The sequence below is a fragment of the Sphingobium bisphenolivorans genome (assembly GCF_000412635.1).
Classification (GTDB): Bacteria; Pseudomonadota; Alphaproteobacteria; order Sphingomonadales; family Sphingomonadaceae; genus Sphingobium; species Sphingobium bisphenolivorans.
Window position 1 is genome coordinate 64,901 of the sequence record NZ_ASTG01000015.1, and the last position, 15,659, is coordinate 80,559.

17 protein-coding genes are annotated in these 15,659 nt (G+C 64.4%); 6 read left to right on the forward strand and 11 right to left on the reverse strand.

Translation table 11 applies throughout. The features are described 5' to 3' along the window. Positions 1–299 precede the first annotated feature (299 nt). Positions 300–1,181, forward strand: coding sequence for a LysR substrate-binding domain-containing protein (locus tag L858_RS0111930; RefSeq protein ID WP_022683376.1), 882 nt, complete (start codon positions 300–302; stop codon positions 1,179–1,181). 76 nt (positions 1,182–1,257) lie between these two features. Next, a complete protein-coding gene (locus L858_RS0111935) occupies positions 1,258–2,427 on the forward strand; it encodes a GGDEF domain-containing protein (RefSeq protein WP_028056060.1) in 1,170 nt (389 codons plus the stop codon). Positions 2,428–2,433: 6 nt separating this feature from the next. On the opposite strand, the gene L858_RS0111940 is transcribed toward L858_RS0111935, so the two are convergent. Next, positions 2,434–3,105 (reverse strand): glutathione S-transferase family protein, encoded by a 672-nt coding sequence (locus L858_RS0111940; protein WP_022683378.1) that lies wholly within the window; start codon positions 3,103–3,105, stop codon positions 2,434–2,436. 180 nt (positions 3,106–3,285) lie between these two features. Between L858_RS0111940 and acs the strand changes: the two genes are divergently transcribed. Both acs and L858_RS0111950 read left to right on the forward strand, forming a co-directional pair. Further along, positions 3,286–5,229: an acetate--CoA ligase gene (gene acs, locus L858_RS0111945; RefSeq protein ID WP_022683379.1), complete on the forward strand. Its 1,944-nt coding sequence runs from the start codon at positions 3,286–3,288 to the stop codon at positions 5,227–5,229. 25 nt (positions 5,230–5,254) lie between these two features. After that, positions 5,255–5,770 carry a cytochrome b gene (locus L858_RS0111950; RefSeq protein ID WP_028056061.1) on the forward strand — a complete coding sequence of 172 codons (516 nt, stop codon included), beginning with the start codon at positions 5,255–5,257 and terminating at the stop codon, positions 5,768–5,770. Between the two features lie 192 nt (positions 5,771–5,962). Here L858_RS0111950 and L858_RS0111955 read toward each other — a convergent pair whose 3' ends face one another. Beyond that, a complete protein-coding gene (locus tag L858_RS0111955; RefSeq protein WP_022683381.1) occupies positions 5,963–7,171 on the reverse strand; it encodes an FAD-dependent monooxygenase in 1,209 nt (402 codons plus the stop codon). 94 nt (positions 7,172–7,265) lie between these two features. Then, positions 7,266–8,357, reverse strand: coding sequence for a branched-chain amino acid aminotransferase (locus tag L858_RS0111960; RefSeq protein ID WP_022683382.1), 1,092 nt, complete (start codon positions 8,355–8,357; stop codon positions 7,266–7,268). Positions 8,358–8,510: 153 nt separating this feature from the next. On the opposite strand from L858_RS0111960, the gene L858_RS0111965 reads away from it, so the two are divergent. Then, a complete protein-coding gene (locus tag L858_RS0111965) occupies positions 8,511–9,527 on the forward strand; it encodes a threonine aldolase family protein (protein WP_028056062.1) in 1,017 nt (338 codons plus the stop codon). Beyond that, positions 9,527–10,417 (forward strand): DMT family transporter, encoded by an 891-nt coding sequence (locus L858_RS0111970; protein ID WP_022683384.1) that lies wholly within the window; start codon positions 9,527–9,529, stop codon positions 10,415–10,417. The genes L858_RS0111965 and L858_RS0111970 overlap by 1 nt, the downstream gene beginning before the upstream one ends. On the opposite strand, the gene L858_RS21995 is transcribed toward L858_RS0111970, so the two are convergent. The 8 genes from L858_RS21995 to L858_RS0112010 all read right to left on the reverse strand — a co-directional run bounded on the left by L858_RS21995 (position 10,414) and on the right by L858_RS0112010 (position 15,516). Then, positions 10,414–10,569: a hypothetical protein gene (locus L858_RS21995; RefSeq protein ID WP_022683385.1), complete on the reverse strand. Its 156-nt coding sequence runs from the start codon at positions 10,567–10,569 to the stop codon at positions 10,414–10,416. The two genes, L858_RS0111970 and L858_RS21995, sit on opposite strands and share 4 nt — an antisense overlap. 48 nt (positions 10,570–10,617) lie before the next feature. Next, positions 10,618–11,457: a Rossmann-fold NAD(P)-binding domain-containing protein gene (locus tag L858_RS19985; protein WP_051132627.1), complete on the reverse strand. Its 840-nt coding sequence runs from the start codon at positions 11,455–11,457 to the stop codon at positions 10,618–10,620. 82 nt (positions 11,458–11,539) lie between these two features. Then, positions 11,540–11,911, reverse strand: coding sequence for a HesB/IscA family protein (locus L858_RS0111985; RefSeq protein ID WP_022683387.1), 372 nt, complete (start codon positions 11,909–11,911; stop codon positions 11,540–11,542). After that, positions 11,911–12,363 (reverse strand): SUF system Fe-S cluster assembly protein, encoded by a 453-nt coding sequence (locus tag L858_RS0111990; protein ID WP_022683388.1) that lies wholly within the window; start codon positions 12,361–12,363, stop codon positions 11,911–11,913. Before L858_RS0111990 ends, L858_RS0111985 begins: the two co-directional genes overlap by 1 nt. Beyond that, on the reverse strand, positions 12,360–13,565 hold the full coding sequence (locus L858_RS0111995) for an aminotransferase class V-fold PLP-dependent enzyme (protein WP_022683389.1): 1,206 nt from the start codon (positions 13,563–13,565) through the stop codon (positions 12,360–12,362). The genes L858_RS0111990 and L858_RS0111995 overlap by 4 nt, the downstream gene beginning before the upstream one ends. Next, complete coding sequence (locus L858_RS0112000; RefSeq protein WP_022683390.1) at positions 13,562–14,314, reverse strand: SufD family Fe-S cluster assembly protein; 753 nt, start codon at positions 14,312–14,314, stop codon at positions 13,562–13,564. The genes L858_RS0111995 and L858_RS0112000 overlap by 4 nt, the downstream gene beginning before the upstream one ends. Continuing rightward, the gene (sufC, locus tag L858_RS0112005) at positions 14,311–15,057 is read right to left on the reverse strand and encodes a Fe-S cluster assembly ATPase SufC (RefSeq protein WP_022683391.1); all 747 of its coding nucleotides are present in this window, start codon (positions 15,055–15,057) and stop codon (positions 14,311–14,313) included. Before sufC ends, L858_RS0112000 begins: the two co-directional genes overlap by 4 nt. 3 nt (positions 15,058–15,060) lie before the next feature. Continuing rightward, complete coding sequence (locus tag L858_RS0112010; protein ID WP_022683392.1) at positions 15,061–15,516, reverse strand: hypothetical protein; 456 nt, start codon at positions 15,514–15,516, stop codon at positions 15,061–15,063. Positions 15,517–15,659 lie beyond the last annotated feature (143 nt).

Genomic DNA, 15,659 nt, shown 5'->3' on the forward strand with positions numbered 1-15,659 from the left:
ACGAGATAGGAAACGCCAAACCGATCGGAAAGACCCGCCCGATCATATTAACGTGGCATAAAAAAAGGGCCGGCCCGAAGGACCAGCCCTGAAGTTTTTAGGAGAGGATGCCTGAAAGGCCTTTCCTATGTGCAGTGCGGAAGGTATTTTTGCAAGTGCGAAAAGAATCGGGGAGTTGCATTTTTTGCATCTTCCCGATAGCCGACGGTAGATCAGGGTAAGAAAGGATGTGCGAGCAGGATCGCGCCTTTTCCAGAAAATGACGGAATGCAGCGGACCCGCCCTTGAGATGACAAGCCATGCGTAGATTGCCGCCCCTCACCGCCCTGGAGGCGTTTGTTCAGGTTGCCCGCCTGGGATCGGTCAAGGCAGCCGCCGAGGAACTCGCCCTTTCGACACCTGCGCTCAGCCGCCGCGTGCAGGCGCTGGAGCGGTTCATCGGCCGTCCGCTGTTCGACCGCAAGCATCAGGCGCTGGAAATCAACGCGGACGGGCAGCGCCTGCTCGACGACATCGCGCCGGCACTGGATTCGCTTAATCAGGCGCTGGAGAATATCCAGAGCGGCGGCAATCAGCTGCGGCTGCGCCTGGCGGTCATGCCGCTGTTCGCGACCCAACGGCTCTTCCCCCATCTGGGCGCGCTGCGGCAGCGGCATCCGCAACTGCATATCGACATCGAAACCACCCCTTATGCCGTTGCCCGGCTGGGCGAAGGGCTGGACGCGGCGATCGTGCTCGCGAAGGATATCGATCCCGCGCTTTACGCTCATGAACTGGATCAGGACGAGGTTTATCTGATCGGGCGCAAAGCCCTCCTGGATGGGCCGCAAGGACTGACATCGCCCCAGGAGCTGGCGAACCACACCCTATTGCTCCACCGTGACATGGCGCTCTCCTTCGATGCGTGGAAGGAGGCGGTCGGCCTGCCCGACTTGCAGCCGCTGGCGATCGACAATTATGATTCAGGCCAGTTGATGCTGGAGGCTGCCGCTCAGGGCCTTGGCATCGCCGTCATGCATGCGAGCCACTTCAACGAGTCAGGCGATTCCCGACTGGTTCGCCTGTTCCCCGATACGCGGGTAGAGAGCCCCTATCGCTATTATTTCGTCTGCCGCCCGCGCGCGCTGCAGACCCGGGCGGTCCGCATCTTCCGCGACTGGCTGATCTCCGCCGATATTTAGAGGCTAAATTTCAGGAACTTCGTAAGTTTCGCCCGAGCGCCCTTAACCTTGTTCCGCCGCGTCCGTTCTAAGCGGCATGACTGGGGCAACATCTTCCGCTGTGCATGGGCAAAAGGGCCTTACCGACCGACTGGCTCGCTGGGCCCGCGGCCTTTCGGGCAAGGGCGACGAGGACGAGGGGGCAGAGGAGCAGGCTTCGCCGCAACGCGCCCGAAGCGGGAGCGCAAGCAGCCGCGAGATCACGCGCCGGCGCAAGTTATATGAGGATATTGGCGATTTCCTCTTTGCCCATGATCTGGACCTTACCCCGCTGAATTTCGGGGTCGCCCACGACTATCTGACCGGCGCGCAGATCGGCATGGAAAAGGCCATCAAGGCGGTGCTGGCGGAGCGCGGCCAGATCACCAACGGCTGGGTGGAGACGACCGTCGCCGAACAGCGCAGCGATGAGATCACGCCCGACGCGCTTGCCTCCATGCTCGACAAGATCGAGGAAAATCTCTCCCAGTTCACCGGCCTGATGACCGAATCGCGCAATTCCGCGAAGGATTATGGGGCCGCGCTACAGGAAGAGGTCAAGGTTCTTGCCGCCAGCGGCGACAATCAGCCGATCATGGCGCGCCTGGTCGCGCTGACCCGCTCGATGGTCGAAAAGACGCGGCAGGTCGAAGGCCAGCTGCGGCAGAACCAGAAGCAGACTCAACTGCTCAAGTCCAATCTGGAAAGCGCGCGCCGCGCGGCCGAACATGACCACCTGACCGGTCTGCCCAATCGCCGCGCGTTCGAAAGCGTGCTGCGCGACGAGTTGGCGCTGGCGCAGCGGCAGGGAGAGGCTCTGGCGGTGGCCTTTTGCGACATCGACCATTTCAAGCTGATCAACGACGCTCATGGTCATGAGACGGGCGACCGCGTGCTGAAGTTCGTCGCCGGCCTGCTAGCGAAAGTCAGCAACGACCAATGCCACGTCGCCCGCCATGGCGGGGAAGAGTTCGTCATGCTGTTCCGCGGCAAGACCGCGCCCGAAGCCTGCGAGGCGGTCGACGGCGTCCGCCAGGATCTGGTGACGCGCAGCCTGGTCAACCGCACCAATGGCGAGCGGATGGAACGGGTGAGCTTTTCCGCAGGGGTCGCCAATGTTCTGGCCTATGAAGACCCGCGCGCGGCGCTGAAGGCCGCGGATCGCGCGCTTTACCTCGCCAAGGAACATGGCCGCAACCGCGTCTATCTGGCGGCGGAAAACGACTGAGCGCGCTTAGAAATCCGGCTTTTCATAATGGGGCGGCGGGGTGATCACCTCCATCCGCTCCGAAAGCAGCGGGCGGAAGGACGGGCGTGACTTGAAGCCGGCGTACCAGCGCTTCACCGTCTCATGCCCGGCCCAGTCGATGCCGCCGAGATAGTCTGCGACCGACAGATGCGCCGCGGCGGCGATGTCCGCCAGGCTGAGCGTGCCGCCCGCCATCCAGCTGCGATGGTCGAGCAGATAATCCATATAGTCCATATGGACATTGGCGCGCTTCATCGCCTCGCGCAGCACGCGGGCGTCCGGCGGCGCGCGCTCGATCAGGCGCTTCTTCATGCGTTCATGCAACAGCGGCCCGACGACGTCACCGTAGAAATTCTGGTCGAAAAAGGCGGTGAGGCGCCGAACCTCCGCCCGTCCCGCCGCCGTTCCGGAAATCAGCGGAAATTTCTCGATCGTCTCCTCGAAAAACTCGCAGATCGCCTGGCTGTCGATGAGGGTCACCCCCTTTTCCTCATCCACCATCACCGGCGTAGTTCCGGCGGGATTGAGGTCCAGAAAATCGTCGCGCATCTCCCACGGGGATTCGCGCACCAGATCATAGCCGATGCCTTTTTCGCCGAGCAGCAGGCGGACCTTGCGGGAGAAAGGGCAGAGGGGAAATTGGAAAAGTTGCCACATATTCCCCTCCTGTTAGGCCGGGCGGGGCTGCGCGGGAAGCGGCAAATGGCATAGCGCCGCTTATTGGCGGACAATATCGGCGGAAACTGTGGCCGCGCGACCTGATCCCGACTTCCGATCCTTCCGGCGAAGCTCTAAAGCAGTCGTCAAACGAAGGTTTCGCAATAGAAAGGATGCCCGATGTCTGACGATTTTTTCCCGATCCCTGCGGAGTGGGCAGCCTCCGCGCTGGTCGATCGGGATGGCCGGGCGGAAGACTATCAACGCTCGGTCGAGGAGCCCGAAACCTATTGGCTGGAGCGGGCCAAGCGGCTCGACTGGCTGAGCTTTCCGACGCGCACCAATGAGAGCAGCTTTGCGGAGGCTGACTTCGGCGTCAAATGGTTCGCGGACGGCGTGCTCAACGTCAGCGCAAACTGCATCGACCGGCATCTCGGGACGCGCGGCGACCAGACGGCGATCATCTGGGAACCGGACTCGCCCGATGCCGAACCCCGCCGCTTCACCTACGCCCAGGTGCATGAGGAGGTCTGCCGCTTCGCCAATGTGCTCAAGGGCGCGGGGGCGAAGAAGGGCGACCGCGTCACCGTCTATCTGCCGATGATCCCGGAGGCGGCTTTCGCCCTGCTCGCCTGCGCGCGGATCGGCGCGATCCACAGCGTCGTGTTCGGCGGCTTCTCGCCCGAGGCGCTCGCCGGCCGGATCATCGACTGCGATTCCACCTTGGTCATCACCGCCGATGAAGGCTGCCGCGCTGGCAAGAAGGTACCGCTCAAGGCGAATGTCGACGCCGCACTCAAGGAATGTCCGGGCGTGCGCAACGTCATTGTCGTTCAGGCGACCGGCGGTGCCATCGCCATGAAGGAGGGTCGCGACCTCTGGCTCCACGAGGAAGCGGCCAAGGTTTCCCCCGACTGCCCGGCCGAGCCGATGAGTGCGGAGGATCCGCTGTTCATCCTCTATACCTCCGGTTCGACCGGCAAGCCCAAGGGCGTACTGCACACGACCGGCGGCTATCTGCTTTGGGCATCCCTGACGCACGAACTCTGCTTCGATTATCGGCCGGGCGACATCTACTGGTGCGCCGCCGACATCGGCTGGGTCACGGGGCACAGCTATATCGTCTATGGCCCACTGGCGAACGGCGCGACCACGCTGATGTACGAAGGCGTGCCCAATCATCCGAGCCCCAGCCGCATCTGGGAGGTGGTGGACCGGCATCAGGTCCAGACGCTCTTCACCGCACCCACGGCGCTTCGTGCGCTGATGAAGGAGGGCGACGCCTTCGTGACCCGCACCAGCCGCAAGTCGCTGCGCCTGCTGGGCACGGTGGGCGAGCCGATCAATCCGGAGGCTTGGCGCTGGTATCATCATGTCGTGGGCGAGGATCGCTGCCCGATCATCGACACCTGGTGGCAGACCGAAACGGGCGCGGCGATGATCGCGCCGATGCCGGGCGCCACGGACCTGAAGCCCGGCTCCGCCACGCTGCCGATGCCGGGCGTGGTGCCGCAGATCGTCGATAGCGAGGGCCATGTTCTGGAGGGCGCGGCCGAGGGCAATCTGGTGATCGCGCAGAGCTGGCCAGGGCAGATGCGCACCGTCTGGGGCGATCATGAGCGCTTCTTCCAGACCTATTTCACCACCTTCCCCGGCAAATATACGACCGGCGATGGCGCCCGCCGCGATGCGGACGGCTATTATTGGATCACCGGGCGCGTCGACGACGTGATCAACGTGTCCGGCCACCGCATGGGCACGGCCGAGGTCGAGAGCGCATTGGTGCTGCATGAGGCGGTTGCCGAAGCCGCCGTGGTCGGCATGCCCCACGACATCAAGGGACAGGGCATCTACGCCTATGTGACGCTCAACAGCGGCGAGGAGCCGAGCGACGAACTGCGCAAGACGCTGGTATCATGGGTGCGCAGCGAAATCGGGCCGATCGCAACCCCCGACGTCATCCAGTTCGCCCCCGGCCTGCCCAAGACCCGTTCGGGCAAGATCATGCGCCGCATCCTGCGCAAGATAGCCGAGGGCGAGGTTTCCGCTCAGGCGCTGGGCGATACCAGCACCTTGGCCGACCCGTCGGTGGTGGATAATCTGGTCGCCAATCGTCAGGGTTAGGGGGCCGCTGGATCAGGAGAAGCCCCTGGAAAGATACAGTCTCGTCGCGCGCACGCTGCACTGGATCATGGCGATCCTGATCCTCTTCAATCTCTGGCTGGGGCTCGGGCATGATTCTCTGCCCAGGGACTGGCAGGTCATGCCGGTGCACAAGTCGGTGGGCTTGACGGTCCTTGTGCTTGCCCTCCTCCGCCTGATCTGGCGGCTGACGCATCGGCCGACCCCGCTGCCCGGTGGGCTGCCGGCAGGGGAGAGTGCGGCCGCGAAGCTCACCCATTATATTTTCTACGCCTTCATGCTGCTGGTGCCGCTCAGCGGATGGATCATGACTTCGGCAGGCAACCGGCCGCTGAACTGGTTCTTCCTGTTCGATGTCCCGAAGTTCGCCGTGTCAAAGGGCGACGCCATCGTCGGCATTTCCAGCGAGGTCCATGAGTTGCTGGGCTATGCGTGGATCGCACTGCTCGTGCTCCATGTCGGGGCGGCGCTGCGCCATCACATCATCCTCAAGGATGATGTGCTGCGGCGGATGCTGGGGTAGATGACCGACTGATCGTTATGGACCCTTTCGCTTGAGGGAGAGGAACGTGAAGACTTGGCAGCTTGCTGCCTTAGTCGTAGCTGAGTGAGGGCCGGCGATCCAACGGATTGCGCGGGCATCTAGCCCGTTTCCAGCAATGCCACTTCGCCTTCCACGGGAAAAGGAACGCCCTGGCCCATCGCCAGCGACAAACTACACCATCTCGCCGGTCAGCAGCTTCGGCAGCGCGCCTGACTGGCCGCGCGCTTCGGCCATGAAGCGGTCCTTTAGCAGCGAGGTGCGTTGGACCGCCGCCAGCCCGGCCCGACGGACAAGGGAAGGAATGCGGCCGGGCACGTCGAACAGGCGGACAAGGCCGTCCATCGCCACGCTGGTCATCATCGCGTCCAGCCCGCGCCAGCGCTGGTAACGCGCCAGCAGTTGCGCGTCGCCGGGGTCAAGGCCAAGGCGCATGCCCTCGACCAGCACCTCCACGAGCGCAGCGACGTCGCGGAAGCCGAGATTGAGCCCTTGCCCCGCGATCGGATGGATCGCATGCGCGCTGTCGCCCACCAGCGCAAGCCGCGTGTCGGTGATGCGGGCAGCATGGTGGAAGCCCAGCGGATAGCTGGAGCGGGGACCGGCCAGCTTGATCTCGCCAAGGAAGCCGCCCATGCGCTTCTGCGCTTCGGCAAGCCAGGCGCGTTCGGAAAGCTTGAGCATGGCGGGCGCCTGCTCCGTCGGCACCGTCCACACGATCGCCGAGCGGGTTCCCGGCAGCATCGGCAACAGCGCGAAAGGCCCGCCGGGATAGAAAATCTCATAGGCCGTGTTGGCATGTGGCACTTCATGGTCGATGGCGGTGACCATCGCGACATGCTTGTAGTTCCAGCGGGTGGTGCGGATGCTCGCCGCTTCACGCGTCGGACTGTTGCGGCCCTCGGCGGCAACCAGCAGCGCGCCGCTGACGCTTTCGCCGCTCTCCAGCTTCAGCGTGATGCCATCGGCATGACGATCGACATGGGTCGCACGGTCGGGTTGGAACCGCGTGAGGTTTACTGCCCGCTCGGCTGCCTGCGCCAAGGCGACACGCAGGTCGCGATTGGGGAACATGATCCCCATAACGCCGTCATCCTCGTCCGGCGCGAAATCCAGCGCACCGGGCTCCAGGCCGTCGCTGACCCAGATACGGTCGATCCGGCATCCCTTGCCCTCCAGGAACTCGGTCACGCCGATGGTGGAGAGCATGGCATGGCTGGTCGAGCTGATCGCCGACACGCGGCCGTCGAAGCCGGCTGCGGTGGTATCGACAGGGTTTGCCGGGTCGATGACGGCGCAGCGCACGCCATGACCGGAAAGCGCTATGCCAAGGGTCAGGCCCACCAGGCCACCACCCAGAATGACGACATCAAAGCGTTGCATGCGGCTGGTTCTAGGCGGTTGGGAGGGGATTGGGAAGGGTGGCCCGCCGCATAGATTTCCGTGCTCCTGCTTTCGCGGGAGCACGCTGTCCAGCTTAGAGCCGGCGGACCCAATTTGCCGGGTCTTCGACGCTGCCGCGCTGGATGCCGGTCAGGTCGGCGCGCAGCGCTTCGGTGACGATGCCGCCATCGCCATCGCCGATGGTGAAATCGCCATCCACGCTCTTCACCGTGCCGATCGCGGTAACGACCGCCGCCGTGCCGCAGGCGAAGGCTTCGCGCAGCTTGCCGCTGGCCGCATCAGCGCGCCACTGGGCGAAGCTATAGGGCTCCTCCCGCACTTCATGGCCCTTGGCGCGGGCGAGCGAGATAATGCTGTCGCGGGTGATCCCCGGCAGGATGGTGCCGGAGAGCGGCGGGGTCACAATCGATCCGTCATCCATGACGAAGAAGACATTCATGCCGCCAAGTTCCTCGACCCATTTATTCTCGGCGGCGTCGAGGAAGACGACCTGATCGCAGCCATGCTGGATTGCCTCCTTTTGCGCGACCAGCGAGGCCGCGTAGTTGCCGCCGCACTTCGCCGCACCCGTGCCGCCGCGCGCGGCGCGGGTGAAATGTTCGGACACCCAGAGGGTAACCGCGTTCTTTCCGCCCTTGAAATAGGCGCCGACGGGCGAAGCGATGACGCAGAAAATATATTCGTCCGCAGGGCGCACGCCCAGGAACGTCTCGCTCGCGAACATGAAGGGTCGCAGATAGAGGCTGCCCTCCCCGCCCGGAATCCAGTCGGCGTCGATCTTCACCAGCTCCTCGACTGCTTCCATGAAGACGTCTTCCGGCAAGGCGGGCATCGCCATGCGCTCGGCCGAATCGGCGAAGCGGCGGGCGTTCTCCTCCGGCCGGAACATGGCAATGCTGCCATCCTCCAGGCGATAGGCCTTCATGCCCTCGAAGATTTCCTGCGCATAATGCAGCACCGCGCAGGCGGGATCGAGCTGGAACGGCTTACGCGGGCCGACGCTGTGGCTGTGCCACCCCTGCCCCTCGGTATAACGGATCGTCACCATATGGTCGGTGAAGAGCTTTCCAAAGCCTGGGTCGGTCAGCAATACCGCGCGCTGGTCAACCGATACAGCCTCGCTGTTGCGGGTGACGGTGAAGCGCGATGTCTGCCGGACGTCCATGATGAAAGCTCCTATGGGTTGGACGGGGCCGCCTATGTCACAGATGGCGGCACGAAACAATCGGTCAATATTACTGACCCATATTGTGCGCCATGGCCGATCCTGCACGACTGGCATCTTGGCCCTGCCATCCGCCGACGTTATTGGCGAGCGATGCATTTCTTCTCGGACAATTCGACGCCTGTCTGCCCAGAGGTCATGGCGGCCATCGCGGCTGCGGATCAGGCGGATCATGGCTATGATGGCGACCGCTGGAGTGCGCGGCTGAACGGCGCCTTTTCCGATCTGTTCGGCATGCAGGTTCACGCGATGTGGATCGCAACCGGAACGGCCGCGAACAGCATCGCGCTGGCCTGCCTCTGCCCGCCCTATGGCGGCATCATGTGCCATGACGAAGCGCATGTCGTCGTCGACGAATGCGGTGCGCCGAGCTTCTACACCCATGGCGCGAGCCTGATGGCGCTGCCCGGCGAGGGGGCGAAACTGTCGCCCGGCACCGTCGTCGAGCGGCTGAAGGGGATACGTCCCGACGTGCATCAGGTCCCCGCGCGCGCCATCAGCATCACCCAGGCGAGCGAATATGGCCTCGTCTATACGCCCGATGAGGTGGCCGCACTGGGGATGGTGGCGCAGGAACATGGGCTCGGCTTCCATATGGACGGCGCGCGATTTGCCAATGCGGTGGCCTTTCTTGGCTGCCATCCGGGCGACGTTACATGGCGGGCAGGCGTCGACATCCTCTCCTTCGGCTGCGTCAAGAATGGCGGGATGATCGGTGAAGCGCTCGTCTTCTTCGGTGACCAGGCGCAGGCGCGAGCGGCCGAGGGGGCGCGCTGGCGCAAACGGTCGGGCCACCTCTTCTCCAAGGGCCGCTACCTGGCGGCGCAATTGCTCGCGATGGTGGAGGGCGATCTGTGGCTGCGCAACGCGCGCGCGGCCAATTCGGCGGCACAGGCTCTGGCGGGGGGCGCGGCAGGGCGGCTGCTCCATCCCGTGGAGGCCAACGAGCTGTTCATCCGGTTGACGGCACAGGAAGCCGCGCAGCTGCGGGCCCAAGGCTTCGATTTCTACGATTGGGGCGACGGCGCGGCGCGGCTCGTCACCAACTGGTCGCACGACGCCGCCAGCGTGCAGCCGCTTGCCGACGCTCTGGCGGCGTTGCCGGCATGATGGAGCGCAAGGGCGGCGTCGTCCTTTCCTTCATCCTGGTGACGCTGATCTGGGGATCGACATGGATCGTGATCCGCGACCAGCTGGGCAGCGTGCCGGCGAGTTGGTCGGTTTGCTACCGTTTCCTGCTGGCCGGAGTCGCGATGGCGATCTTCGCCAAGGCGCGTCGCGTCCCGCTTGCGATCGGCAGCAAGGGCATGGTCTTCGCCGGGCTGCTCGGCGTCGCGCAGTTCGTGATGAACTTCAATTTCGTCTATCGCGCAGAACATTATCTGACCTCCGGCGTGGTAGCGGTCGTCTATGCGATGCTGCTGATCCCCAACAGCATCATGAGCTTCCTCTTCTTCCGCCAGCCGGTGAGCCGCGCCTTCATCGCCGGATCGGTGATCGCCGTTGCGGGCATCGTGCTGATGCTGGTCCATGAATATCGAGCGGCGAGCGTGCGGCCTGACATGGTCCTGCTGGGCGCAGGGCTTGCCGTCGGCGGGCTGCTGAGCGCATCGGCCGCCAATGTGATGCAGGGGATGAAAATCGCGCGCCGCCTGCCGATGGTCGGCGTACTCGCCTGGGCGATGCTGATCGGCGCAGCGGTGAACGCGCTCTTCGCCTGGATCACCGTAGGGCCGCCGGTGATCGAGACGCGGATCGGCTATCTTGCCGGCATCGTCTGGCTGGCGCTGGCGGGATCGGTGGTCAGCTTCCCCCTCTATTTCCAGCTGATCCAGCGGCTTGGCGCGGGCCGGGCGGCCTATACGAGCGTGATGGTCCCGCTGATCGCGATGCTGATCTCCACATTGATGGAGGGATATCGCTGGACGACGCTGGCGGGCACGGGTGCGCTGCTGGCGATAGCGGGGATGATCGTCGCACTCCGGACGAAGCAGGCCTAGCGCTGGGTGCGCGGCTGATAGAGGCGCTTGGCAGCGTTCACCTTGTCGATCAGGCTGGTGAGCGGCACTGCCGCTGAGCGGGTAGGCGCCGGCATGGGCAGCGTGGTGATGCGACGGCCAAGAGAGGCGAAGGCGTGATCGAAGCGGTCCATCTGTTCAACTCCCTGGCGAGCGGCCAAGGCGTGATGGACGATGGATGGTTAAGAAGGCGTTAGTGATGAGCGAGCTTCGCGGCGGGAGGAGTCAAAGCAGGCGCGCAGCCCGTCACGATAGGTCGGATAGCGCGGCGACCAGCCGAGCAGGCGCTTGGCACGGCCATTCGCCACCCGGCGGTTTTCAGCATAAAAGGACCGCGCCATCGGCGAAAGCTGCGCTTCCTCCAGCGTCAGCAGCGGCGGCAAGGGCCGGCCGAGAAGGGCGCAGGCTTCCTCGATCAACCGGTTCTGTGCGCAGGGCAGGTCGTCCGAGAGATTGTAGATGCCGGCAGGCCCCTGATGCAGCGAGGCAGCGACGCCGGCCACGATGTCGTCCACGTGCGCGCGGCTGAACACCTGATCGGGCAGGTCGATGCGATGTGCCCTGCCTTCCGTCACACGATCAAGCGCCGAACGCCCCGGGCCGTAAATACCGGGCAGGCGGAAGCGGCGGACATCGGACCGGAGCGCACCCCAATCCGCATCCGCCTGCGCACGCGCGGCGCGGCGGCCGAGGCGGATAGGGCTGCCTTCATCCACCCACGCACCCGCCGCGTCACCATAGACTCCCGTGGACGAGAGATAACCGGTCCAGAGCAGCGAAGCGTTCGCAATGGCGGTGCCATAGCGGGTGAGGACAGGATCGATCTCGCCCTCCGGCGGGACCGAGGAGAGGAGGTGACTGGCCTGCGTGATGGCGGCGCGGACGCCGCTGTCGTCATCAAAGGCGAGCGCTTCGGCATCGGCGGCGCGGCGCACGCCGGTCACCTGCCAACCCTCTGCGCGCAGGCGGGAAGCGAGGCGAGAGGCGGTGTACCCCATGCCGAGGATGAGCATATTGGGCATCTGATGATCTCCGTTCGGTTCGAGCTTGTCGAGAACGGAGCGCAGGGTTCTCGACAAGCTCGAACGGAACGGAGGAGATCCTTCAGACCGTGAAGCTCTCGCCGCAGCCGCAGCTGCCCTTGGCATTGGGATTGTTGAAGACGAAGCCCGCGGTGAAATCGTCCTCCACCCAGTCCATCGTCGAGCCGACCAGGTACAGCACCGAAGCGCCATCGATATAGAAGGTGCCACCGGGCGTTTCGATCTTCTCGTCGAACTTCGCTTCCTGCGTCACATAATCGACCGAATAGGCAAGGCCCGAACAGCCGCGGCGGGGCGTCGAGAGCTTGACGCCGATCGCGCCTTCGGGCGCCTGCGCCATCAGGTCCGCGATACGCTGCTGCGCGCTCGGCGTCAGGATGACGGCGGCGGGACGGGCGCGGGTCTTGGTTTCGCCATTGGGAGTAGGAGTCATCAGAGCATCCCTAATTCGAGCTTGGCCTCGTCCGACATTTTCTGCGGGTCCCATGGCGGGTCCCAGACGAGGTTCACCTGCGCGTCGCCGACACCGGGCACGGCGCCGACCCGCAGTTCGACTTCGCCCGGCATCGATTCGGCGACCGGGCAATGCGGCGTGGTCAGCGTCATGGTAACGACGGCATGGCCGTCCTCCGTTACATCGACGCCGTACACGAGGCCAAGGTCATAGATATTGACGGGAATTTCCGGGTCATAAATCTCCTTCAGCGCGTCGATGATCGCGTCGTAGAGATTGCCGCCCGGTTCGCTGGCCGGCACTTCCGCCGGCTTCGCGCTAAGGAAGCCGTCGAGATAATCGCGCTGGCGCGGAGCCTCTTCGACCCGCGCCTTGGTCGGGGTGTCGACCGTCTCCACCTCTTCCACCAAAATTTTTCGTTCCTCGGTCATCCGAAGATCTTCCTCACTCTTTCAATGCCCTTGACCAGCGCGTCCACATCGCTCTCGTCGCTGTAGATGCCGAAGCTTGCGCGTGCGGTCGCCTCGACGCCCAGATGGCGCATCAGCGGCTGCGCGCAATGGTGCCCGGCTCGGATCGCGACGCCCGTTTCGTCCAATATGGTGCCGACATCATGCGGATGCACCCCCTCCACCTCGAAGGAGAGAATGCCCGCGCTGTCCTCCGGCCCGAAAACGCGGACGCTGTTCAGCCCTTCCAACGCGGTGCGCGCCTTGGCGACCAGCGCGCATTCATGGGCATGGATGGCATCGAGGCCGATCGCCTGCACATAGTCGATCGCCGCCGAAAGACCGACGACGCCGGTGATATGCGGCGTTCCCGCCTCGAACCGGGTCGGCGCGGGGGCGTAGGTCGTCTTCTCGAACGTCACCTTGTCGATCATCGACCCGCCACCCTGATAGGGCGGCATGGCGTCGAGCAGTTCCTTGCGGCCCCACAGCGCGCCGATCCCCGTCGGGCCGTAGAGTTTATGCGCCGAAAAGACGTAGAAGTCGCAATCCAGCGCCTGCACATCGACGGCGAGGCGCGGCACGGCCTGACAGCCGTCGATCAGGATTTTCGCGCCAACGCTGTGCGCGATGTCGGCGGCGCGGCGGACGTCGAGCACGCTGCCCAGCACGTTCGACACATGGGCCAGCGCAACCATCCTGTGCGCCGGGGTGATCATCGCGGCCATGGCGTCGAGGTCGATCCTGCCGTCGGCCGTCAACGGCACCACGTCGATCTGCGCGCCGACTTTCTCGGCTACGATCTGCCAGGGGACGATGTTGCTGTGATGCTCCAGCATCGAGAGCAGGATGCGGTCGCCGGGCTTAAGCTGCGTGCCCCCCCAGCTGTACGCGACGAGGTTGATGGCCTCCGTCGCGCCCCGGACATAGACGATCTCGCTGTCCGAAGCCGCGCCGATGAACTGGGCAACCTTGCGGCGGGCCGCTTCATAGGCGAGCGTCATGTTGGCCGAACGCTCATAGACGCCGCGATGGACGGTGGCGTAGTCCGGCCCATAGGCGCGGGCGATGGCGTCAATCACCGCATGGGGCTTCTGCGCGGTGGCGGCGCTGTCGAGATAGTGCCAGCTGCCGACGCCGGGGAAGTCGTCCCTAAGCCGCAGCGCTTGGGCGAGGCTCGTCATACCAACGCCTCCAGCTTGGCGAGCGCTGCGGCTTCAAGCCTGTCCTTGACCGCTTCGTCGGCGACATCGTCGAACACGCCCGCGACGAAAGCCTTGAGCAGCAGCGTCTTGGCCGTCGCCGGGTCCATACCACGCGATGCCATGTAGAAAAGCGCCTGTTTGTCGAGTTCACCCACGGTCGCGCCGTGGGCGCATTTCACGTCGTCGGCGTAGATTTCCAATTCCGGCTTGGCGTTCGCCGTGGCGGTGCGGTCGAGCAGCATCGCCTTCACCGACTGGAAGGCATCGGTGCGCTGGGCGTTGCGCGCGACATTGATGGAGCCGAGGTAACTGCCGGTGGCGCGCTGCCCCAGAATCGAGCGGATCGTCTGGCCGCTGGTCGCGTCGGGCTCCGCATGGGTGACTTTGGTGATGATCTCCAGCACCTGATCGCCACCGCCGATGATAGCGCCGTTGAGTTCGAAATGCGCGCCCTTGCCCAGCGTGACGGTGAAGGTCACGCGGCCGAACTTGCCGCCTATGTTGAGGACGTGAAAATCGAGCCGCGCTTCGTCGGCGATGGTGATCGCATAGTCATGTACCGCCGCCGCGCCTTCGCCCGCATCCTGGAGCAGATGATGGCGCGCATTCTCGCCCGCCGCCACGTCGATGCGCGTCGGCGCGGGCGTCGGCCAGATGGCGGCCAGCGCGTCAAGGTCGCTGTAGCGCCATTCTTCCTGTCTGCGCGTGGGAAGGGTAAGCGTGGTCACGCTGCCACCACCTCGGCATAGCCCTCACGCTCCAGCTCCAGCGCCAGTTCGGGACCGCCCGACTTCACGATACGGCCGGCCGCGAGCACGTGCACATAGTCCGGCTTCACATAGTCGAGCAGCCGCTGATAATGGGTGATGAGCAGCACCGCCTTGTCGGGCTTGCGCATGATCGCATTGATGCCCGAACCCACGATCTTGAGCGCGTCGATGTCCAGGCCGGAGTCGGTTTCGTCCAGGATCGCGAGCTTGGGGTCGAGGATACCCATCTGCACCATTTCGGCGCGCTTCTTCTCGCCGCCCGAAAAGCCGACATTCACCGGGCGCTTCAGCATCTCCATGTCGAGCCCTAGCAGGCCCGCCTTCTCCTTGGCGAGCTTGATGAACTCGCCGCCCGACAGCGGTTCCTCGCCCCGCGCCTTGCGCTGAGAATTGAGGCTTTCGCGCAGAAATTGCAGATTGGACACGCCCGGAATTTCGACCGGATACTGGAAGCCGAGAAACAGGCCTGCGGCGGCGCGCTCATGGGGTTCCAAGTCGAACAAGTTCACACCGTCGAAAGAGGCACGGCCACCGGTAACCTGATACCCGGGGCGACCACCCAGCGTATAGGCCAGCGTCGACTTGCCCGCGCCGTTCGGCCCCATGATGGCATGGATCTCGCCCGCCTTGATGGAGAGCGACAGGCCTTTGAGGATCGCCTTGCCGTCAATTTCGTTGGTCAGATTTTCAATCGTCAGCATCGTTCAACCCTTATGCGCGCGCTGCAGCGTCCGCGCGGTCCAGAAGGCCATGTCGCGCACGTCGCCCGGCGCGGGAAAGAGCGTGTCGATATGGCGCTTGATCGGCATATAGGGCCACCAGTCCGCGCCCGGCTCGGGCGGGCCCTTTTCCAGCACGCCGGACACGAACTCCGTCACCGGCCCCATGCGGGCGAGATTGGGCGCCTTTGCCTTATGGAACGCCTTGTCGGACTTCAGCTTCTCGGTGAAGGCGAGATCGCCCTTCTCCAGCGCGGCGCGACATTCGGCCTGATAGGCGTCGAGGTCACCGAAATCCTTGCGCGCACGCGCTTCCAGCTCGCCATCTTCCAGCTCGTAATCCTCGGTTAGGATGCGGATCGCGGCGGTCCATGCCTGACCATTGCCGACATCCTCCGCGAAATCGGCGAGGGCATCCTGGATATCGTCTTCGTCGCTCAACTTTCAGTCCTTTGAACTTAGGTATTCTTCGTCACCCCGGGGCCGTTCGACAGGCTCAGGACAGGCTTGATCCGGGGCCTCGCTGTCTACGGCCGTCGCGCAGGAAGAAGCGGGATGCCGGATCAAGTCCGGCATGACGGGGG